Origin of the sequence: Pseudoalteromonas sp. S1609, from assembly GCF_005887255.1 — a bacterium.
Classification (GTDB): Bacteria; Pseudomonadota; Gammaproteobacteria; order Enterobacterales; family Alteromonadaceae; genus Pseudoalteromonas.
Map to the genome: position 1 here is coordinate 1 of NZ_PNDJ01000079.1, position 21,683 is coordinate 21,683.

At 40.8% G+C, this 21,683-nt stretch carries 20 protein-coding genes; 15 read left to right on the forward strand and 5 right to left on the reverse strand.

All coding sequences use genetic code 11. The annotated features are described in order from the left end of the window. Positions 1–603 precede the first annotated feature (603 nt). From CWB76_RS17165 to CWB76_RS17175, 3 genes are all read right to left on the reverse strand, one after another. Positions 604–2,622 carry a S9 family peptidase gene (locus CWB76_RS17165; protein ID WP_138609232.1) on the reverse strand — a complete coding sequence of 673 codons (2,019 nt, stop codon included), beginning with the start codon at positions 2,620–2,622 and terminating at the stop codon, positions 604–606. Between the two features lie 161 nt (positions 2,623–2,783). Further along, positions 2,784–3,518 (reverse strand): 5-oxoprolinase subunit PxpA, encoded by a 735-nt coding sequence (locus CWB76_RS17170; RefSeq protein WP_138609234.1) that lies wholly within the window; start codon positions 3,516–3,518, stop codon positions 2,784–2,786. A 1-nt stretch (position 3,519) separates the two neighbouring features. Further along, a complete protein-coding gene (locus tag CWB76_RS17175) occupies positions 3,520–5,328 on the reverse strand; it encodes a glycoside hydrolase family 3 protein (RefSeq protein ID WP_138609236.1) in 1,809 nt (602 codons plus the stop codon). 312 nt (positions 5,329–5,640) lie between these two features. Between CWB76_RS17175 and CWB76_RS17180 the strand changes: the two genes are divergently transcribed. The 13 genes from CWB76_RS17180 to CWB76_RS17240 all read left to right on the forward strand — a co-directional run bounded on the left by CWB76_RS17180 (position 5,641) and on the right by CWB76_RS17240 (position 16,718). Next, complete coding sequence (locus CWB76_RS17180) at positions 5,641–7,149, forward strand: sensor domain-containing diguanylate cyclase (RefSeq protein ID WP_502704769.1); 1,509 nt, start codon at positions 5,641–5,643, stop codon at positions 7,147–7,149. Between the two features lie 78 nt (positions 7,150–7,227). Next, a complete protein-coding gene (locus CWB76_RS17185; protein WP_016899999.1) occupies positions 7,228–7,881 on the forward strand; it encodes a thermostable hemolysin in 654 nt (217 codons plus the stop codon). Next, positions 7,878–9,356 carry an AMP-binding protein gene (locus CWB76_RS17190; protein WP_138609239.1) on the forward strand — a complete coding sequence of 493 codons (1,479 nt, stop codon included), beginning with the start codon at positions 7,878–7,880 and terminating at the stop codon, positions 9,354–9,356. The genes CWB76_RS17185 and CWB76_RS17190 overlap by 4 nt, the downstream gene beginning before the upstream one ends. Then, positions 9,349–10,038, forward strand: a complete 690-nt coding sequence (locus CWB76_RS17195; protein WP_138609241.1) for an iron-containing redox enzyme family protein — start codon at positions 9,349–9,351, stop codon at positions 10,036–10,038. The genes CWB76_RS17190 and CWB76_RS17195 overlap by 8 nt, the downstream gene beginning before the upstream one ends. Further along, entirely contained in the window at positions 10,035–10,805 is a 771-nt protein-coding gene (locus CWB76_RS17200; protein ID WP_138609243.1) for an SDR family oxidoreductase, read from the forward strand. The genes CWB76_RS17195 and CWB76_RS17200 overlap by 4 nt, the downstream gene beginning before the upstream one ends. A gap of 13 nt (positions 10,806–10,818) precedes the next feature. After that, positions 10,819–11,466, forward strand: coding sequence for a tetratricopeptide repeat protein (locus CWB76_RS17205; RefSeq protein WP_055011599.1), 648 nt, complete (start codon positions 10,819–10,821; stop codon positions 11,464–11,466). 11 nt (positions 11,467–11,477) lie between these two features. Next, the gene (locus CWB76_RS17210) at positions 11,478–12,137 is read left to right on the forward strand and encodes a response regulator (protein WP_138609245.1); all 660 of its coding nucleotides are present in this window, start codon (positions 11,478–11,480) and stop codon (positions 12,135–12,137) included. Between the two features lie 62 nt (positions 12,138–12,199). Next, positions 12,200–13,501, forward strand: a complete 1,302-nt coding sequence (locus tag CWB76_RS17215) for an ATP-binding protein (protein ID WP_138609247.1) — start codon at positions 12,200–12,202, stop codon at positions 13,499–13,501. After that, positions 13,494–13,847, forward strand: coding sequence for a cupredoxin domain-containing protein (locus CWB76_RS17220; protein ID WP_010388691.1), 354 nt, complete (start codon positions 13,494–13,496; stop codon positions 13,845–13,847). The genes CWB76_RS17215 and CWB76_RS17220 overlap by 8 nt, the downstream gene beginning before the upstream one ends. Then, positions 13,834–14,574, forward strand: a complete 741-nt coding sequence (locus tag CWB76_RS17225; protein WP_138609249.1) for an FTR1 family protein — start codon at positions 13,834–13,836, stop codon at positions 14,572–14,574. The genes CWB76_RS17220 and CWB76_RS17225 overlap by 14 nt, the downstream gene beginning before the upstream one ends. Continuing rightward, positions 14,571–15,284 (forward strand): hypothetical protein, encoded by a 714-nt coding sequence (locus tag CWB76_RS17230; protein ID WP_138609250.1) that lies wholly within the window; start codon positions 14,571–14,573, stop codon positions 15,282–15,284. The genes CWB76_RS17225 and CWB76_RS17230 overlap by 4 nt, the downstream gene beginning before the upstream one ends. A 261-nt stretch (positions 15,285–15,545) precedes the next feature. After that, positions 15,546–15,755 carry a cold-shock protein gene (locus CWB76_RS17235; RefSeq protein WP_008467029.1) on the forward strand — a complete coding sequence of 70 codons (210 nt, stop codon included), beginning with the start codon at positions 15,546–15,548 and terminating at the stop codon, positions 15,753–15,755. A gap of 237 nt (positions 15,756–15,992) precedes the next feature. Next, positions 15,993–16,718, forward strand: coding sequence for a substrate-binding periplasmic protein (locus CWB76_RS17240; RefSeq protein ID WP_249363190.1), 726 nt, complete (start codon positions 15,993–15,995; stop codon positions 16,716–16,718). A gap of 542 nt (positions 16,719–17,260) precedes the next feature. Here the strand turns inward: CWB76_RS17240 and CWB76_RS17245 are convergent. Together CWB76_RS17245 and udk are read right to left on the reverse strand one after the other, a co-directional pair. Further along, positions 17,261–18,487: a NupC/NupG family nucleoside CNT transporter gene (locus CWB76_RS17245; protein WP_138609254.1), complete on the reverse strand. Its 1,227-nt coding sequence runs from the start codon at positions 18,485–18,487 to the stop codon at positions 17,261–17,263. Positions 18,488–18,504: 17 nt separating this feature from the next. Beyond that, entirely contained in the window at positions 18,505–19,134 is a 630-nt protein-coding gene (gene udk / locus CWB76_RS17250; RefSeq protein WP_008110733.1) for a uridine kinase, read from the reverse strand. 192 nt (positions 19,135–19,326) lie between these two features. On the opposite strand from udk, the gene CWB76_RS17255 reads away from it, so the two are divergent. Together CWB76_RS17255 and deoD are read left to right on the forward strand one after the other, a co-directional pair. Next, positions 19,327–20,544 carry a phosphopentomutase gene (locus CWB76_RS17255; RefSeq protein ID WP_138609256.1) on the forward strand — a complete coding sequence of 406 codons (1,218 nt, stop codon included), beginning with the start codon at positions 19,327–19,329 and terminating at the stop codon, positions 20,542–20,544. A 66-nt stretch (positions 20,545–20,610) separates the two neighbouring features. Beyond that, positions 20,611–21,312: a purine-nucleoside phosphorylase gene (gene deoD, locus CWB76_RS17260; RefSeq protein ID WP_008110728.1), complete on the forward strand. Its 702-nt coding sequence runs from the start codon at positions 20,611–20,613 to the stop codon at positions 21,310–21,312. Positions 21,313–21,683: the final 371 nt, after the last annotated feature.

Consider the following 21,683-nt stretch of genomic DNA (forward strand, 5'->3'; position numbering starts at 1 on the left):
GGATGTAGGTAAGGGGCGTGAGCAGGACGCGGAAGCTTTGCTCGGTTTTTACTTAGCCCACTAGGTTACAAACCTCGCGCCGCGATTAAACCGCCCCTAGTTTGAACAAATTTTAATCCGCAAAGGTCAACAGACCCTAAGCTACTAAAAGCAGATCACGATTTAACTAGCTACTTAAAAAGCAGATCAGGTTTTAACTAACCAGGTTAAAAACAGCCATTATCTTCATTATAAAGGGTCGATTTGCCTTTCTAATCCTTAATTTGGTCACTTAAACGCTTAATTTAAAGATTTTTAACCGGGGTTTGGAAGGTAATAAACCGATTTTTTACTAACTGTTGCTGCTTATAAAACATTTTTTTACTAACTGAGGGCTTATAAACAGTGACTCAAACCGAATTTTTACTAACTCAGAGGAGCTGAGTTAGTATAAACCGAATTTTTACCAACTCAATTTGAAGCTAAGTCCGATATTTAGCTTAAGTATGTAAGGGATTACTCACATTATTGCTGTAAAGGGGGTTTACACTTGTGAGCTGTGAGCTGTGAGCTGTGAGCTTCGAGCAACGAGCTTATATAGCTCGTCACTCATAACTCTACGTTTTACTTCGAATGCTTATCAAACCACCATTGAATGTAAGCCACTTTGGTCATTAAATTTGATGGACGGGCAGTTATACCATGTGAAGCGTTTGGAATGCGGACCATCGCGGTATCAACCCCTTGTAATTTTAAGGCTTGATAAAACTGCTCTGTTTCTGAAATTGGCGTACGGTAGTCTGCTTCACCAGTCAGTAACATGGTTGGGGTTTTAACATTGCCAACATAACTGATTGGTGAGCGCTTCATGTAATGCTCAATATGGTCCCAAGGTTTGCCCGGAAACCAATAATCGGCAAAAAATGGATAGAAGTCGGCAGTTAGTACAAAGCTGATCCAATTAATCACAGGCTTAGCAACAACAGCTGCAGCAAAGCGATCTGTATGGCCTACAATCCATGCGGTTAATACACCACCGCCGGAGCCACCGGTAACGAACAGCTTAGACTCATCAATAAAACCTTTATCAATTAGCGCGTCAACACCTGTCATTAAATCATCGTAATCATTGCTTGGATAATTATGGTGAATGGTTTGTGCAAACTCTTTACCGTACGAGTCACTGCCTCGCGGATTCATGTATAAAACGACATTTCCTTTAGCGGCAAATAGTTGTACTTCGGCACTAAAGTGAGGGCCATAGTTAGCAACAGGGCCACCGTGAATTTCAAGCACCAGTGGGTATTTTTTTGATTTATCAAAACCCGGCGGGTAAGCAACCCAGCCTTGTATTGGTAACTCATCATGGCTTGATTTTAACCATAACTCTTCAATCTTGGCGAGCTGTTTAGTTTGTAGTGCATCTGAGTTTAAATCGGTTAAACGCTTTACTGTACCTCTCTTTATTGTAGCTACATCAGCAGGGCGCTGGGTATCAGCCAGTGTAAACGCAATGTCACCATTTTCACTAATATTAAAATCACCACCAGAATAAGGGCGGCCAAACGCCACGCTACCTATTTGTTCGGTAATCACCTTACGTTTACCACTTCGAGGTTGATAAGCGAGTGCGGTTTGGCCTTCATCGGCATAGCTAAAATAGAGGCCTTTTGAATTTGCGCTCCATTGTATTTGGCCAACGCTGCGATCGAAATCGCTAGTCAGACTTTGGGTATCACCGGTTTTTAAATCACGAATATAAAGCTGAGTATTTTCATAGTTAGTGCGCTTGTCATCGTAGCCAGTATAAGCAAGGTACTGACCGTTAGGTGAGACCTGAGGTTGTTGATCTGGTCCATTACGGTCGGTCAGTGCGATGATCTCTAACGTGTTTAAATTAAGCTGGTACACTTCACTATTGGTTGGCTTGAGTGCATTTTCAGCGTGTCTATTGGCTGAGAAATAAAGTAATTCGCCGTTTTTACTAAAGCTTACACCGCCATTATAATCAAAGTTATCGTTAGTGAGTTGTTGTGCATTGCCGCCATTCGCATTAAGAGTAAATAGCTGATTAAATCCTTTTTGACTATAGCCTCTGCCATCTGCACGGTAGTAAACATCGTCAATAAATTTAGCAGGGTCTGCCCAGCTAGCGCCTTTAGGTTTACCTGGTAAACTGACTGGTGGTGAGCTTATTTCAGGAACAAACATACTAAACACCAGTTGTTTAGAATTAGGTGACCAGGTGATTGAGCTAGGTGCATTAGTAAGATTACTAATTTTTGCCACAGCACCCGTTTTAAGCCACTTCATGTATATTTGATTACTGCCATCTCTGTTAGAGATAAACGCAAGGTGCTGTCCATCGGGTGACAACACAGGCGAGTAGTCCATAAATACACCTGATGTTAAGGGCTGTAGTTGTTCAGTGTTGTAATCAACAGACCAAATATTACCGACTTTGCGATCGGTTTTAATATCCATGCGGTTGCGGACAAAATACACTGTTTTACCGTCGTCAGTAATATCTATTTGGTTGGCATATTCTAAGTTGAATATATCTTGAAGTTGCAATGTATCGGTATTGGCAACGGCCAAGTGGCTGCTACCTAGTATAAGGCTCATAGCTAAAAGCGTTTTCATTGTTTATCCCTGTTTTAAATCACTAATCTATTTATAGGGTAGTGGAGGGATAATTTATAGTCAGATGCGACGAAGCTCGCATTTAAAACTACCAATGAATGCAGGTGGTAAAAGAAAGCAAAAGCTGTAAAGGGGGTTTACAGCTTAATCTGTGTACGGCTTTAGTTATTGGTTGAACAAAGCGCTTTTATCTCTTCAATAATTGCAATGCCTTGGGGATTATCGCCATGCACACAAATGCTGTCAGCAACCAGTTTCAACGATTTTCCAGATTGAGTAGTCACACTGTTACTGGCTAAAAGCTGCTTAACCTGAGCTAATAATGCGTCTTTGTTATGCACACTGCCGGCTATATTTCGTGATACTAAGTGCCCTTGGTCAGTGTACTGCCTGTCTGCGAACGCTTCTAATATCAGTGTGAGCCCAAGGTGGCGAGCCATTGTTTGATGTAGCTTGGCATCGGCTGTGGCGAGTATCATTAACTTTAAGTTTGCAGGGTAACTGGCAACTGCACCCATAACAGTGGTGAGTAGTTGCTGGTTTGTCATCATGTCGTTATATAACGCACCATGGGGTTTTACATAGCTAAGGGTTAGCCCTTGTACTTTTGCCATGCCATCAAGGGCGGCTATTTGATAGTGCAAACATTGAGTGAGCTCAGCCACGCTCATGCTCATTGAACGCCTACCAAATCCTTGTTTATCGGGGTAGCTTGGATGAGCGCCAATCATAACATTATGTTGTTTAGCTAGCTTTAGGGTATGCGCCATTACACTCGCATCACCAGCATGAAAGCCACAAGCAATATTTGCCATATCAATATGGGGCATAACGTCGTTATCAAGGCCCATTTGCCATGCGCCAAAGCTCTCGCCTAAATCACAATTAAGTTTCATATTAATGGCTCTTCGATTGTTTAATTGTTACCGGTAATTGGCCTTTGGCTGGGGCTTGGCCTAATAATACTTTCGCCAGTGCAGTAAAGGCAGGCCCAGACACCAGCTCGTTTTTATCCACATCAATATTATAAGCATAGGAAGCAAGCACTGCATCAGCATAGTGACCAAATTGCGCAATGTCATACGGTGCACGTAAACTAATAAATACCGTGGGAGTGTGTTGTTTAGCCATTTTTAGTAATGACTCAAGCGCTTTAGGTTGCTCTGCGTTATTTAAGGCAAAGTTTGGGTTATCGGCTAAGTCATCCATACCGCCAATTTCCACTGCACTTTGGTTCGGCGTTGCATTGCCAGCAATAACAATACTTGCTTGGTTTATGTTGCGCCGCGCTTCACCTGGATCAAAGCCCTGTAAGCTGCTGCAACTAAAACTGAGTGGTTGTGAACTTAACGCACTAATTGCTTGTTGCATTGCCTTGCACTTGCGGGTGTCAGGCATAATAATATGAATATGCTTATCAGCGCCAAGTTTAAGCGGCAAAGTATTATTGTTATTTCTTATTTGGGTAATTGCCGCTAATGCCAGATATGCTTCTAATTCACGATGTGCTTTATTACCAATAATGTGTTTGGCATTTGCCAATGCATTAATGGGGTTAGGTAAAGCGTTTAATTTAAATTGATGTTTAAGTGAGGTAATTCGCTGCGTCGAATGGGCAATTTCGTCTGCGTCTAGTTGCTTTGTTTTAACAGCACTGACTAAAGAGTCAATGAGCGCATCGAGTTTATTTATATCCTCAGGCGTTCTAATTTCTATTGGCATTAGCGCAATATCAACTCCAGCTGCAAAAGTGTTTACAACTGCTTGTGTAGGGCTGAAAAAATGGCTAATACCAGCCATATCCAGTGCATCGGTTACCACTACGCCTTGATAGTTCAGTTCATCGCGAAGGATATCGGTCATGATTTTACGCGACATGGTCGCGGGTTTAATCATTTGCTTACCGTCTACATTGGTTAATGTACTGCTATCAAGCTCAGGGTATTGAATATGCGCGGTCATTATCATCCCAGGACTATGCTGCTCAATAATCTGTTTAAACGGCGCTAAATCTTGAGCGTAAATGACTTCTTTTGAATGCATCACTTTAGGTAAGCCTGTATGGCTATCTACATTGGTATCGCCATGTCCTGGAAAGTGTTTTATAGCGCTAATTATACCGTTTTTTTCAAACTCAATAACTTGTGCTGCACCCATTGCCGCAACTTCATCAGGGCTTTCACTAAAAGAGCGTACATTAATAACTGGATTGTCAGGGTTCATATTTACATCAACCGTTGGCGCATAATTTACATTAATGCCAAGCACTGAGAGTTCAGTGGCCAGTATATTTGCCGTTTGGGTTGCGAAATAAGTACCGTGCTCAGGGTAAGTTGCGCCAATTGACATATTACCGGTAAATGAGGTGGCCACATCGCGAGGTAAACGAGCTACGCGTCCGCCTTCTTGGTCAATAGAAATAAACAGTGGTAGGCCTGACTTAGATTTAGATGCAGCTTGTTGTAGCTGCTGATTAAGGTTAATAATTTGTTCTATGTTTTGGGTATTTTCAGAAAACAAAATCACCCCGCCAATATCATAACGGCTAATTGCTTTTGCAAGAGTGTCGGGCAATTCAGTTAATGGCGTTCTGCAGCGTTGGCTACTGCCTTGCTGACAAAAATAGCGTAAATCGAGCATAAGCTTTTGCCCTAGTTGCTGCTTAAGTGACAGCGCAGAATCGGCAAAAGAAGATTTTATTGGCATGAAACATCCGATTAAAAAAAGAGAAGACGATAACAAGTACTTATTTAGCAACACACACCTCAAGGCTAAATAAAAATAAAGTGCATGCAGCTTAACTATTATTGAGCTTAACTGCAAAACCCAGCAAATATAAATCGTATGATTTAATCATCCTTAAAATCACAAAAATTAGGTCACTTAGTTCTATTTATGTATTATATTAATGATGTATGCAGTGCATAGCAGTCGTTTTTATTTGCTTAGGATGATATTAAGTTGCGTTTTCGATTACCATTTACTTTTAAACTTAGGCAATTAATTCTTTTGTTAGCTATGCCCGCTGCAGCTGCTATTTTGTTTAGTGGTTTATATATTAGTTATCAAGTCCAAAAAGAACGGGTAATAGAAGATACCCTGCAAAGTAATCATGTATTTGCCAGTAAGTTAGCCTCAGCAACTGAGCACTTTTTAACAGCAGCAATGCAGCAACTTGAGTTTTCAGCCAGTATTATTGCTGAAGATATTACCAACACTGAGTTACTCCAAGCTGAAACCGACCGGCTTTTAAATCAGGCGCATAGCTTTAATTCGGTGGCAATTAACATGCAAGGTGTTGTTAAAGCAGCCTCACCTGTGTCTTTAAATATTATTAATAAAACGGTTAATTCAGTCCATTCTAAGCAGGCTCTTAAATCGCAGCAGCCGCAGGTTAGTCTGCCTTATATTTCGCTGGCTAATAATTTAATTATTGTTGTCTCCTATCCTCTGTTTGATCTGGCAGGGAATTATTATGGTTATATTGGCGGTAGCTTCTATTTAGAGCAGCAGAGTATTTTAAATGCTTTGTTAAAACAACATAGTTACGATGGCGGGGCGTACTTTTATGTGGTCGCTGATAATAAAACCTTACTTTATCACCCTGATTCTAAGCGCATTGGCAAGCAAGTATTTAATAACCCAGTTATAGAGCGAGTTTTGCAAGGTGAAGATGGATTCACTCGAGTTATAAATAGCCAAGGAGTGGCTATGCTGGCCGGGTTTTCCCACGTAGGACTTGCTAATTGGGGGATTGTTGCCCAGCGAAGTGAAGCGGCAACCCTTGCTACGCTTGATACTTTTCAAGGGCAGGTGCTTAAGCGAATGTTGCCCATAGTAATCATTACTTTTTTATTAATTGCTATGCTAGCTCACTATATTGCTAAGCCATTAAGACTGTTAGCCGATAGCGCTAATTTATCGACCGATAAGAAAAACGTAGATCATCTTAAAAGTATTAAGTCTTGGTACTTCGAAAGTAACCAGCTTAAACACGCGATGTTAGAAGGGATTCATGTTTTGCAATCGCAAATGGGACAATTACGTCAAGATGCACTTACCGATCCGCTAACCGGCGCGCATAACCGGCGGGGTTTAAACATATTGCTTGAAAATTTGATGGATAAGCAGATCCCGTTTGCAGTGCTTGAAATTGATATCGACTTCTTTAAACAGGTTAATGATACATTTGGCCATGATACGGGTGATGAAGTACTAAAAACCCTTACTCGTATTATACAATCGTTATCGCGCAAGCATGATATTGTGTCACGCACTGGTGGAGAAGAGTTTTTACTGGTATTACCTAACGAAAATAATGATAGTGCGTTTGTTATCGCTGAGCGTTTACGTAACCAAGTAGCCACCACATCAATGGCAAAAGTAGGCTATATAAATGTATCTATTGGTATCGCTACTTGGCCACAGCATAGCGATGATATCGATCAAGTATATAAATGCGCTGACAAAGCGCTCTATCACGCGAAGGAAACGGGCCGTAATAAAACCGTGATAGCCAATTTTTAAAAAATTAACTTACCTTAAGTTTTATTTAAGTTTCGCCTATTAAATTCTACCTATAGATTTAATACAGGCGATGCTTTTATGCAACTAGCTCAACAACAGTCATCATCAACACTTTTTCAGTCGTTCACACAGTTTGTGAGCGCCAGAGAATGTGATGAACACCGTCAGCGCCTTGAAGATACAGTAAAACAAGGCTTTTTAGCTGCGTATAATGCCAGCCTAACTTCATTTATGCCATTACTCTGTCAGTATAAAACTCAGCAAGGGCATTGCACTTTAGGGCTTAGAAACGCCACTTCTCCTTTATTTATTGAACAATATTTAGCAGCGCCCATTGAGCAGTTTTTACCAATGGGCACACAGCGCAGTAAAGTGTTTGAGTTAGGTAATCTCTATTCAACACACAGAAAAGCCACGTTATCGCATTTTATTATTGTTAATGAAGCTTTAAGAGCTATTGGTGCTACTAATTTGGTTTTTTGTGCCACCAAACATGTACGCGCTTTATTGCGTTTATTAGGGGTAACGTGTAATGAAATTGCATTAGCTAACAGCAGTGTTGTTGAGCAACCAAAAAGCTGGGGAAGTTACTACGCGAACCAGCCTACAGTATGCATTGTTAATTTAGAGCAAGCACATCTACAAGTACTTAATACGCCAATGCTACTTGATATTAAACAACAAAATACACATGGCATTACGGCATTAATCAATGCGCTGGAGGCGGTATGAGTATGTTAAATAGCTTAAGTGATTTAGCTACTCAGCCGGCGGTAGTTGCGCATTTTGCGAATCAAACACAGCAGTTAACAGGTACTGAAGTGCTTCAAGAAATTAATAAAGTAGCGGAAATTTTTGCAAACTCAGATGCTAACGCAATTGCATTTCAACTTGATAATACTCCCGCTTGGTTGGTGCTCGATGCTGCGACAAATGTTGCTAATAAAGTAGCAATACCAATTGCCCATTTTTTTAGTCAACAACAAACGCAATATGTACTGGCACAGTGTGGCGCACAGCTGTTTATAAGTGATATGCCAAGGCTTTCTTTGGGGGCCCATACATTGTCTATTACTTTGTTTGAACATTACACCTTGTATATTTATCAGCTCAAGCTTAATGAACCGATTAATTACTTTGAGGGCACTCAAAAAATCACATTTACTTCCGGTTCTACTGGCGAGCCAAAAGGGGTGTGCTTATCAACACAAAGCCAGATGCAGGTGGCTCAGTCATTATGTGAGCAAATAAATATAAGTAAACCAACTCACTTATGTTTACTGCCACTACCTGTATTGCTTGAAAATATTGCAGGTATTTATGCGCCTTTGTTAAGTGGCGGTTGTGTACATTTAATGCCATTAAACGAATTAGGTTTTGTTGGCTCAGGGTTAAAAAACCCTAACAAACTCATTAGCGCAATCGATAGTGTAAAACCTAACACCCTTATTTTAGTGCCTGAGTTATTAACGTGTTTAATTGCGTTTGCAAAACAAGGTTGGCAGCCGCCAAAGTCATTACAGTTTATTGCAGTTGGCGGAGCGCTCGTGAGTGATACTTTAATTGCCACCGCCAGAGATCTTAATTTACCTGTTTATCAGGGGTATGGATTATCAGAGGCGGCATCCGTTGTAAGTTTAAATACGCCCAAAAATGATGATTTAAAGAGTGCCGGGACTGTACTACCGCACATACAAACCAAAATCGAAAAAGGCCAGTTGTACATAAAGGGTGAGCTATTTTTAGGGTATTTAAATCAAGCGCCGCATAACCCAAATAACTGGTATGCAACAGGCGATTTAGTGACCCAGCATGGCAATAAGCTCTTCATAAAAGGGCGACTTAAAAACCTGATTATTACCAGCATGGGCCGTAATGTGAGTGCTGAATGGCCTGAGTCATTAATATTGAGCCAAAGCGCGATTATACAAGCCGTTGTTTTTGGTGAAGGCAAACCTTTTTTAACCGCGATTATTTATGCAATCCCTGAGTTGAGTGAGCAACAACTCAGTGAGCATATGAAATTTATAAATCAACAGTTACCCGATTATGCACAAGTTAAAAAGTGGCATCGGTTAGCTCAGCCTTTAAGTGTTCAGCAAGGGTTATTAACCGCTAATAATCGCCCTAAACGAGCGGCAATTAGCCAGCACTACAGCCCTATTTTTGAACAGTTTTACCGACTTGGAGAAGTGATCCATGAGTGATTTTTTTAACACATTAAAAGCACAAACTCAAAACGAGCGTGAGTACTTATTAGCTGCGCCAATTATACAGCGCGTTTTTAAAGGCCAAGCATCACTTGAAGAGTATGCGTCATTTTTAGCGCAAGCCTACCATCATGTAAAACACACCGTTCCTTTAATGATGTCACTTGGCGCACGTTTGTCTGACGAGCAAGAATGGTTACGAGAAGCGGTAGTTGAATATATTGAAGAAGAAATTGGTCATCAAGAGTGGGTGCTAAACGATATTGCAGCCTGTGGGTTTGATAAAGAAAGTGTGCGCTATAGTCAGCCACAATTCGCCACTGAAATGATGGTGTCGTATGCCTACGATAGTATTGCACGTAAAAATCCGCTTAGCTTTTTTGGCATGGTGCACGTATTAGAGGGGACCTCAATTGCGCTTGCTGATGGCGCAGCTTCAAATATTGCTGATGCAGTTGGTTTACCTAAAAAAGCATTTAGCTATTTAACCTCTCATGGTGCGCTTGATATAGAGCACGTAAAGTTTTTTGAAAACTTGATGAACAAAATTACTAATGAGGCCGATCAGCAAGCTATTTTACATGGCGCAAAATGTTTTTATCGTTTGTACGGTGATATTTTCCGCGCTTTAGATGACGAGCCGTTCTTTAAAGTATCAGCGCAAGGGCAACACGCATGAATACCGGCTTATGTGTGTTAACAGGAGCCACAGGGGGAATTGGTCAAGCCATTGCCAAAACACTACACGGCCAAGGTTGGCAACTACTCTTGGTGGGGCGAAATAGTGATGCCCTCAATACGCTAAGTAGCCAATGCCCCGGTAGTATAGTTTTTGTGGGGGACTTAACGATTGCCGAAAACATGTTGGCACTCGCCATTAAAGCCAAAAAATTAGGGGGCGCTAAGTTACTCATAAACAATGCAGGCATTAATGTAATGCAAAGCTTAAGTGCATCGAGTAGTGAGCAAATTGATAATCTACTGAGCACTAACTTAGCCGTCCCTATAAAATTATGTCAGCTGTTTTTAGCGCAATTGCATGCGAATAAAGGCTCCATAGTTAATGTTGGGTCGTCATTTGGCAGCATAGGTTACCCGTATCAAACACTTTACTGTGCTAGTAAGTTCGGTTTACGTGGTTTTAGCGAAGCGCTATCACGAGAGCTTTCAGACACACCCGTTAAAGTTAGTTATTTAGCACCAAGAGCAACCGATACAGATATTAATGATGCACAAATACGAGCAATGAATAAGGCGCTTGGTAATCAAATGGACTCCCCGCAGTTGGTAGCTGATGAGTTAGTTGCGTTATTAAACTCAAATAAAACCAGACGATTTATTGGTTTTCCTGAGAAACTTTTTGCACGTATCAATGGCGTTTTTCCACGTATTGTGGATAACGCAATTGCTAAACAGCTCCCTAAAATAAAACAGTTTTTAGGTTAATAGAGGATTTATTATGAAAAAATTTACTTTAGTAGCTTATTTAAGCATTGTTAGTGTGTTTTCATCGCCGGTATTTGCAGACGAACAAAGCGATTTACTCGCTATTCAACAGCAGTGGGCGGTCGCTAATTATGAGCTTAAAGATGATGCACAAATCAAAGCCTTTACTCAACTAAGTGAGCAAAGTGCTCAATTTATTGAAAGCTACCCTGATTCAGCAAATAGCTATACGTGGAACGGCATTGTACTGGCCAGTTTTGCTGGCGCAAAGGGTGGGTTAGGGGCGCTGGGCTATGCTAAAGATGCAAAAGCGTCATTAGAGCAAGCCCTTAAAATAGACGACAGTGCTTTAGGTGGCTCAGCGTATGCCAGCCTAGCAACCTTATACAGTAAAGTACCGGGGTGGCCTATTGGTTTTGGTGATGATGACACCGCTGACAAGTTTTTTAAGCAAGCGCTCGCTTTTAACAAAAAAGGCATTGATACTAACTACTTGTATGGTGAGTTTTTATATGACGAACGTGAATATGAGCAAGCTAAAGCCCATTTGTTAGTTGCGCAAGCAGCAGGTATTCGTGATACTCGTGCTAAAGCTGATAAATATCGTCAACAAGCAATTAGCTCTTTATTAGCTAAAGTAGATAAAAAACTAAAGAGATAACAAAATAAACAATGCATTTATTATTAGTTGAAGATGATCATCTTGTGGCGCAAGGGCTTTGCCGCTCATTGCGCCAAGAAGGCTACAGTGTAGAGCATAGCGCAACGGTTAAGCATGCATTGCAATGCTTAGGCAGTGGTGAAATAGAGTTGGTTATACTTGACCTAGGTTTACCCGATGGTGATGGTTCACAAATTCTAAAGCACATAAAAGCGCAAAAAAAAGTGATTCCGGTGGTTATACTAACTGCACGAAGTAGCATAGATGACAAGGTGCAAGGGCTTGATATGGGCGCTGATGATTATTTAGCTAAGCCATTTGAACCAGCCGAATTATTTGCTCGTTTGCGCGTAGCGAGCCGACGAGTAAATCAAACTCAGTCAAGTTTATTACACTGTGGTGAAGTGACCATGGATACGTCTGCACACACGGTCACTTTAGCCAATGAACCGCTTTCTCTGCCACGAAAAGAATACATGCTGCTAAAGGCACTATTGGAAAACCAAGGTCGCGTGCAATCTAAACAGCAGTTAGAAAACAAACTGTACCAATGGGGTGAAGAGGTTGGCTCTAACACCATTGAAGTGCATATTCATCACCTACGAAAAAAATTCCCCAGCGATTTTATTAAAACTCTCCGTGGTATTGGTTATGTCGTGGGAAAGAGATAGTTCACGTGATTAAAACGCCCCTAGATTGCACAAACTTGAATTTACAAAGGTAACCATACTTTATGTCAATTCGTAAGCGTTTAACTCTTATTTTACTATCAATGATGGTGTTAACGTGCTTTTTAGCTTTAGTCAAAGGCTACCAAAAAAGTATGAGCCATGGTGAGCAACTACTTGATAGTGAGCTAAAAGTAGTCGCTGGAGTGTTGATGCAACAGCCTTTATCTATAAACGCCATGGCGCCAAAAATGCAAAAAAGCGCCCAGTTACAGTATCAAATTTGGCAAGCTGGTGAGCTCCTTAGTGGCTCTGACGAATTAAATCTTGATTTGAGCCAGTATCAAGCGGGTTTTCAAACGCTTAATATTGCAGGGCAGCGAATGCGGGTATTCGTATTTGTCACTTCTTTACGCACCGTGGTTGTTGCCGAGCCGATTGCTAAGCGGTTTGAACTTGCCGAGGCGGTGATTTTATCAGCCATGTTACCTATGCTTTGGGCGGTTCCTTTGCTTGCGCTATTTATTAGCTTTTTTGTTAAATATGCCCTGGCACCATTAACCCGTTTATCAAAACAGTTAGCTCTGCGCCAAGCAAATGATTTCACAGCGATCAATTGGCAAGTGACTGATGAAGAGATAAAACCGGTGATCAGCCGCTTAAACGATTTATTTAAACGCGTAGAAACCGCCTATTTACGAGAGCGTTTTTTTGCCTCTGATGCGGCACATGAATTACGTACTCCCCTGAGCAGTTTAAAAATTAATGTGCATAATTTGGCTGCTCAACAAGGCGATAACCAAGAATTACAAGCCATGACTCAAGGTATTAATCGACTGTCCAATATAGTAGAGCAAATGCTAATACTAGGGCGTACTCAGCCAGAGCAGTGGCAAAAACAGTTTAAGGAGCAATCATTATTAGCGATCACGCAAGAAGGTGTTAGCCAGTTGTATGAAAAAATAGAGGCTAAAAACCACACTATTAGTCTTGAGGGAGATGACTTTATCATTAACGGTGATGAATTTACCTTGGTGACGTTGATTTCAAACCTACTTAGCAATGCCATAAAGTACGCACCAGCCAATGGACAAATAAAAATAACGCTAAAGCAGATGCACAAGCAGCGTATTTGGCAAATAGAAGACAGTGGCCCAGGTATGACGGACGATCAAAAACAACTGATATTTAACCGTTTTTATCGTGTTGGCGGTGACCAACACCCTTCGGGTGAACAAGGTGCGGGTTTGGGCATGGCAATAGTGCAGCATATTATTGCTATTTATCGCGCTGAAATTCACTTAACGGATAGTGATTTGGGTGGCTTAAAAGTACAGGTAGTTTTTGCAGGAGCTAAATGTGATTAAACGACTTATTAGGCCTTACTTATATTGTTGTGTATTTTTATCATTTAACGCCGCCAGTAAAGACTATCTTATTGTACTTAAAGATCATTTGTTTTACCCCGCAGAAATCGTCGTACCGGCCAATAAAAAGGTACGCTTGTTAATCGAAAATCAAGATAGTACGCCTGAAGAGTTCGACAGTTTCGATCTCAATCGAGAGAAAGTACTTTACCCTAAGCGCAAAAGCGTTATTTATATCGGGCCGTTAATCCCTGGGCGTTATGAATTTTTTGGCGAGTTCTCGCCCAATACGGCGCGTGGTGCTGTCATAGTGACTGAAAAGGAGCGTTCTAATGCTAATAACTAGCCTAGTGATGAGTCTAAACCAGTTACTGCCGGTGGCCATTTTACTTATTTTACTGCAAGTTGTAGCCAAGCAAAGTTTAATGAAATTGCTGGGAGGGCTTATTTTAGGGATCGGGCTTTCATTTTTGTTTGTAAAAAGTGCGCCGTTAATTAGCCCCTTGTTTGACTATCAGGGTTTAGAATATGCCCAAATTGGTTTGTGTATTTTAATTTTTATTAGTGCACTGTACTACGCCATTAAACAGGCAACAGCTGCTTTTATGATTGCGATTATCAGCGTAATGACACTTTATTTAAGTCACTACATTATTTACCTGATTGGCTTTTGGCAAAACAACGAAGCGGCACAAAGTTTATTTATTGGCACTTTTTTAGGTTTGGGAATATGCAGCAGCTTTAGCGTGTTGTTGTATTTTTTATTGAGTGCAATCAAACAGCGTTTTGGACTTACCCCTTTATTGGTATTGTTAGCATTAAATAGTGCGGCAAAACTAGTTGTGGCGCTAGATTTGGCGAGCCAAATTGATTTGATAGCAACAACGGTAACCGTATGGGATTTACGTGCCATTTTAACCGAAAACTCAGAGTTTGGACGAGTATTGCGCGCTCTGATTGGTTATGAGGCTACGCCTAATTTAACCAGTGTTTTAAGCTATGCGTTGAGCAGCGTGTTATTTTTATCTGTTTGTTATTTTATTCCTAAATTAATCACTAAGGAAAAACCATGAAAGCAATAAACCTATTTGCAGCCACTGTATTAATTGGTTTTTGTTTATTAATACCTAAGCTGGCTTATGCTGATGGCATAGTAGTAGATAAAGTTTATCATCCGTATGTGTTGCCGTTTGAGCGCGAGCTAGAATGGCGGCTTGTGTCGCATCAAACTGATAGTGGTAATATTTTAGCGCAGCGCGTTGGCTTAGGCGGCGCAATAAACGACACCATGGCATTGGAAGGCTACATCGTGGGTGAGCGCGATGATAACGGTGACTTTGGCTTGCAAGCGTATGAATTGGAGCTTAGATGGCAACTAATAGAGCAAGGCCGGTTATGGGCCGATTGGGGGGCATTATTTGAATTTGAAAAACAGCATGACGCCGACGCATACGAAGCAACCACCGGCTTTGTAATTGAAAAAGAGTTTGGTCGTGCAAGCCTCACCATGAATGCTTTTTTAGTATACGAATGGGGGCAAGATATAGAAAACGAATGGGAAAGCGAGTTTAGAGCGCAGTATCGCTACCGATACTTGTCTGCTTTTCAGCCCGCGGTTGAGGTGTATCTTGGTGAAGACTTTGTGGGTATTGGCCCTGGTTTTATAGGCTTGCATCGCTTTGATGGACAAAAACAATTAAAGTGGGAAGCCGGTTTTATTACTGAAATCAGCCAGTCAGAGAAGAATCATAGCTTTAGAATGGCGTTAGAATTTGAATTTTAAGCTGCTTAAACAAGTGCTTAACATTTAAAGTGAGTTACGAAGGTTATTTTATTAATTAAATCACATAAAGGGTTGACTTACCCCTGTAACTCTATATAGTAGGTCGCAGCTAGAAAGAAAGCATGATAATTTATAAATCTCCATTTCGTTGTTGTATAAGTAATACTTGTAGTACCGTCCTGAAGTTTTTAAGTACCATCTCATTTTTTGCTACACCGCCCATTAGGGCACAATTTAATTTTTTATATCAGGAATAATACTATGTCTAACATCGTATCAGGTACAGTTAAGTGGTTCAACGAGTCTAAAGGTTTTGGTTTCATCGAGCAAGAAAACGGTCCAGACGTTTTCGCACATTTCTCAGCAATCAAAAGCGAAGGTTTCAAAACTTTAGCTGAAGGCCAACGTGTAGAGTTCACTCTTTCACAAGGTCAAAAAGGTCCTCAAGCTGATAACATCACAGCTCTATAATTTTACTTTTTAAGTAAAATGAAAAAAAAGCGCTTAAGGCGCTTTTTTTGTGCCCAAAATTTAAGAACATCCCACCACCGCTTTAACATTCCCGTCATTTTATTTCTATTTACGTCATCTGCTATTTTAACATTACAAACAGCGTTATAAATTAATAGTCTCTACGAGTTTTCTAGGTTAAAGTTATTACTTAAATCATAGGGGGTGTGTATCTATAAATTTATACTATTAGCTTTTGTGCTGTTATTTAGCCAAAAAATTCAGGCTGCTGAGCCTAAACTGGTTATTTATACCGAAAGTTTTCCTCCGTATAACTTTCAAGATGGCACTGGCCAATTGGTGGGTATCAATCATGACATAGTAAAAGATACCTGTGCCCGTGCAGCGCTAGAGTGCGAGTTTATAATGCTACCTTGGAAGCGTGCTTACCACTTAGTGCAAAGTAACCCGCAGTCAGCCATTTTTTCTTTGGCAAAAACGCAAGAGCGAGAGCCTCTTTTTAAATGGGTTGGACCCTTGGTGTCAAATCAAACCTATTTTTATAAATTAAAAACCAGCGAACATATTGTGATGGACGATATCACCCAAGCTAAAAACTATTCGTTAGGCATAGTGCGTGGCGATATTTATGAAATGCTGGTGCGCCGACTTGGGTTTGTAGCTGATAAAAACTTATTGCTATTTAGCGACACTGACTCGTTTATGCGACTGTTTTTTAAAAAACGTATCGATTTAATTATTGGATCTAACTTTACCATTGACCATCAAACTGAGCCGTTTGGCTACTCTAGAGATGATTTAGTAAAGCTCGAACAAATTCATGTAGATGAACTTAAAGGCAATCATATTGGTTTTAACAAAGCCGCTTCACCTGTGATCGTAGAACGTTTTAATCAAGCTCTAAAGCAACTTAAAGCAGAGTCTGGCTATGAACCTTACATTAACCGTTATGTAAAAAATTAAAGCTTAGATCGGCCAAGCACAGAAAAGCTCAAAAAGTTCCCGCTTAATAATGCCTATATTACCTCTTCACAGCCATTCATCCTTGTTAACTTCGCACTCTCAAGCGCCTTTTGTAAAGGGCTGACAATTAAATGCTTCTGCAGCTACACAGTTGTTCATATTTTTTAGTAATACCAATTCGCTTAATTAAGTGGTCTATTTTGAGGCTGGAAAAACGAGTTGATAGCTAGGCAAAAAATTCGCTATTTAGTTGTTCTAAATGAGAATTTTTTAACACAGGTAGCGACACGTTTAGCCCCGCAAAATGATTAAGTATTATTGCGGATTGGTATAAGTGCAATGATGGCTAAGGAGTGCGTGGATGAAGGTTAAGTAAAGCATGATTTTGGGGGCGAGTTGTTGAGGATTTAGAAAGTAGAGGTGCTAAAACGATAAAAGGGCCTTGCGGCCCTTGGTGAAGTATCGTTCAAGTCAGATAGTGCTTTAACCCCTTAAAGCGCTATCCTATTGTTTTGCAACAGATGGATCATCTCTTTAAGTTTCTAAGCTAGCGAGAGGAAAAACCCAGCAATTGCTGCGCTCATAAGGTTAGCCATAGATCCTGCTAACACTGCTCTGAGCCCTAAGCGTGCGATATCCTTTCGCCGACTAGGCGCCATACCGCCTAATCCACCTAGTAAAATGGCTATCGATGATAAGTTAGCAAATCCACACAATGCAAAAGTAACAATTGCTTGCGTGTGAGCACTTAACGTATCGCGATAATTTATAAAGTCTAAGTAAGCAACAAACTCGTTTACTACTATCTTTTGACCAATAAAGCTGCCGGCTATAATTGCTTCATCCCACGGTACACCGAGTAACCATGCAACAGGAGCAAATAAATAGCCTAATATTTCTTGAAGCGTCAATGTTGGGTAATCGAACCACCCGCCAACGCCACCTAATAAACCGTTTAGTAGAGCAATTAACGCCACGAAGGCAAGTAGCATTGCACCTACGTTAAGTGCTAGATGCATGCCGTTAGCTGCGCCTGATGCTGCTGCATCAATTACATTAACTGGTTTATCATCATCACTTAAATCTAAATCTGCTAAGTTATCTTTAGGAGTTTCTGTTTCTGGCACAATCATTTTTGCCATTAAAAAACCACCCGGCGCGGCCATAAAGCTTGCCGCAATTAAATACTTAAGGTCTACACCAATAATTACGTAACCGGCCATTACAGAGCCTGCTACAGTGGCTAAACCACCTACCATTACTGCAAACAATTCAGACTTAGTCATTGTTGCTATAAATGGCTTAACTATTAGCGGTGCTTCAGTTTGGCCCACAAAAATATTGGCCGTTGCTGAAAGCGATTCTGTACGCGAGGTTTTCAAAAGCTTTTGTAAACCACCGCCTAAAATTCTAATTATCCAATCCATAATGCCAAGGTGATATAAAACAGCTACAAGCGCTGAGAAAAACACAATAACCGGCAATACTTGAATTGCGAATATAAAACCAAGCGTATCTTGCGACGCTAGCGGACCAAATAAAAACCCAATACCGTCATTTGCATAACCAATAACCGATGAAACAGCTGCTGACATGCTTGTTAATACATTTTTGCCTGCTTCAAAAAACAGAACAAAACCGCCAATAACGACTTGCATAGCAAACGCTATACCAACGGTTCTTAAACTAATTGCTTTGCGGTTGGTTGAAGCCGCAAAGGCAATGCCTAGTAGCACCATCATGCCTACTAAGCTCATAAATGTTGTCATACAAACGTTTCCCGTTGTTATTCTTGTAAAATGTATTTTATTTTACTTTTTATAATATCAATCGCAACGCGATTCATACCGCCTCGAGTCACAACTAAATCAGCGTTATGCTTTGAAGGCTCAATAAATTGATAAAACATCGGTCTAACAGTTGCTTGATATTGCTCAACAACAGATTGTAATGTTCTGCCTCTTTGTTCCATGTCGCGCTGCATTCGGCGCATTAAACAAATATCTAGCGGTGTATCTATAAACACCTTAATATCAAATTCTTTATTAAGTGCTTTATCGCTCAGTAATAAAATACCTTCTACAATGAGTATTTTAGCCGAAGCCACACGGCGTGTTTTATCGCTGCGTGTATGTTGGGCATAATCATAAGTTGGTACTTCAACTGAGTGGCCATTACGAAGTTGTGTTAAATGCTCAAGCATTAATTCGTGTTCAAATGCATCAGGATGGTCGTAATTCGTTTGCGTACGATGTGCCATCGGCAAATGCGATTGATCCTTGTAATAAGCATCTTCTTCAATAATGGCGATAGCGCCTGGTTCAAGCTCATTCACCAATTCATTGTATATTGTTTGGCTAAATAGAGATTTGCCGGACGCCGATGCGCCTGCAATAGCTATAATAGTTCGTGTCACTAAAGTTCTCACCCACACAGAAGGATATATTGTTGGTAGATCACAATAGCAAAAAAGACACGATTAATCTCTTTTGCTTCGCTTAAGAGTGCAAATTTATAATGTTTAGGTTTTATGAAACAGGACTTATGTCCTGTACGGAAAAATCGAAGAGCGGATAAAGTAACCACCTAGAACAGATGTGAGGTCACAATGGCAAGAGCAATTATCTTAATGGCGGATAGTTTAGGAATTGGCGCAGCACCCGATGCAGATAAATTCGGTGATGTAGGTGCTAATACATTCGCACATTTACTCAAGGCATATTATGACGAAACTGGCAGCAAGCTTTCGCTTCCTAACCTTTCAAAATTAGGGTTAGTAGATGCATGTGAAGCCGCTGGTAAAGAACCCTGTTTAATTGCTGATCGCAATGAGCCACAAGGCGCATGGGGTTATGCAAAAGAGCTTTCAAGCGGAAAAGATACGCCATCGGGACATTGGGAAATGGCTGGCGTGCCGGTGTTATTTGATTGGGGATATTTCCCAAAAACACAACCGAGTTTCCCACAAGAATTTGTAGACGAGTTTATTGCTCGTACAGGTATTCCGGGCATTTTAGGCAATTGCCATGCATCGGGAACCACCATTTTAGAGCAGCTAGGTGAAGAGCACGTAAAAACAGGTAAACCAATCTGTTACACCTCAGCTGACAGTGTGTTTCAAATAGCCGCGCATGAAGAATCATTCGGCCTAGAGAAGCTTTATCAAGTATGCGAAATCGCACGGGCGCTGCTTGATGAAATGAATATAGGACGAGTGATTGCGCGGCCATTTTTGGGTTCAAATAGTCAAGACTTTGCCAGAACCGGTAATCGTCGTGATTATTCAGTATTACCGCCTTCGCCAACATTGCTTGATGTACTTGCAAAAGACGGTGGCGAAGTAATTAGTATTGGTAAAATTTCAGATATTTATGCGCACCAAGGCATTACCCAAAAGCATAAAGCACCAGGGTTAATGAACTTGCTAGAAAAAACCAGTGAAGTGATGGCAACTGCGCAGGATCATAGTTTGATTTTTACCAATTTAGTTGATTTTGATGAAAAGTTTGGCCATCGCAGAAATCCTGTTGGCTATGCTAAAGCGCTAAAAGAGTTTGATGATTACTTACCAACTATTTTAGAGCAATTAAAGCCAGATGATTTATTAATGATCACCGCCGATCATGGCTGTGACCCTACCTTTCCAGGGTCAGAGCACACTCGTGAGTATGTGCCAGTTATTGCTTATCAGCCAGGAATGAACAACACGCCACTGGGTGAGCGCAATAGCTTTGCTGATATCGGTCAAACACTTGCGCAATGGTTTAACCTAAAAGCGTTAGAGTATGGTGATGGCTTTGTCGATAAGCTAAATACAGTTAAGTAATTTAAAAATACGCTACTATATTTTTAAAGTAATAGGGCTTTTAGCCAAACAAAAGGAAAACAATCAATGAGTACTCCGCATATCAGTGCAAACGTAGGTGATTTTGCCGAAACAGTATTAATGCCAGGCGATCCGCTACGCGCACAATATATTGCTGAAAACTTTTTAGATGATGCAGTGCAAGTAACCGGCGTACGTAACATGTACGGCTTTACTGGAACTTACAAAGGTAAGCCAGTGAGCATTATGGGTTCTGGCATGGGCATTCCTTCAATGTCAATTTATGCTCGTGAGCTTATTGTTAGTTTTGGCGTTAAAAATATTATCCGTATTGGTACCTGTGGTGGTATTGGCAGCGATATTAAAATTCGCGATGTAATCTTTGCACAAGGTGCAAGCACAGATTCTAACGTGAACCGTGCCCGCGTTCGTGGTACTGACTTTGCAGCGATTGCTAACTTTGATTTACTTTTAAACGGCGTTAATGCGGCTAAAGATTTAGGCATTGATGCAAAAGTAGGTAACGTATTTACTACCGATACTTTCTATCAAGCAGACGACACTTTCTACAAAGACCTAGACAAACTAGGTGTACTTGCTGTTGATATGGAAACAGCTGGCCTATACGGCGTAGCAGCAGAATATGGCGCAAAAGCAATGGCATTATTTACCGTAAGCGATCACGTGATCACCGGCGAAGCAACACCTGCAGATGAGCGTCAAACCACGTTCAACGAAATGGTTAAAATTGCCCTAGAGTCAATTTAATCTTAAACAGTTCCTTGGTAACGTATTCACTAAGTTTTGGAGACACGCCCAAAGTGAAGTGAGACTAAACCCCCAAAGCCGCATTTTATGCGGCTTTTTTTATGCCTGAGATTTTGATGCGAGCTTCGGGCCAAGGGCTTCGAGCTTTATGTTCCTAGGTTTTAGCACTAGCTCGCAGCTCGTCACTCGAAGCCCGTTGTTTTCTCATTTACTCTCATTCACTTCTCTGTGTTTAAACAAGAAATTAGACTTTAGATGTCAGATTAAAATACGCGAGGTAAACTTTCGCCTACTGATATGGTTACCTTCTAAATTTACTGTAGGCGGAGCTTTATGCCGTGCATATTCGGTAACTACTTAAAAGATCGCAC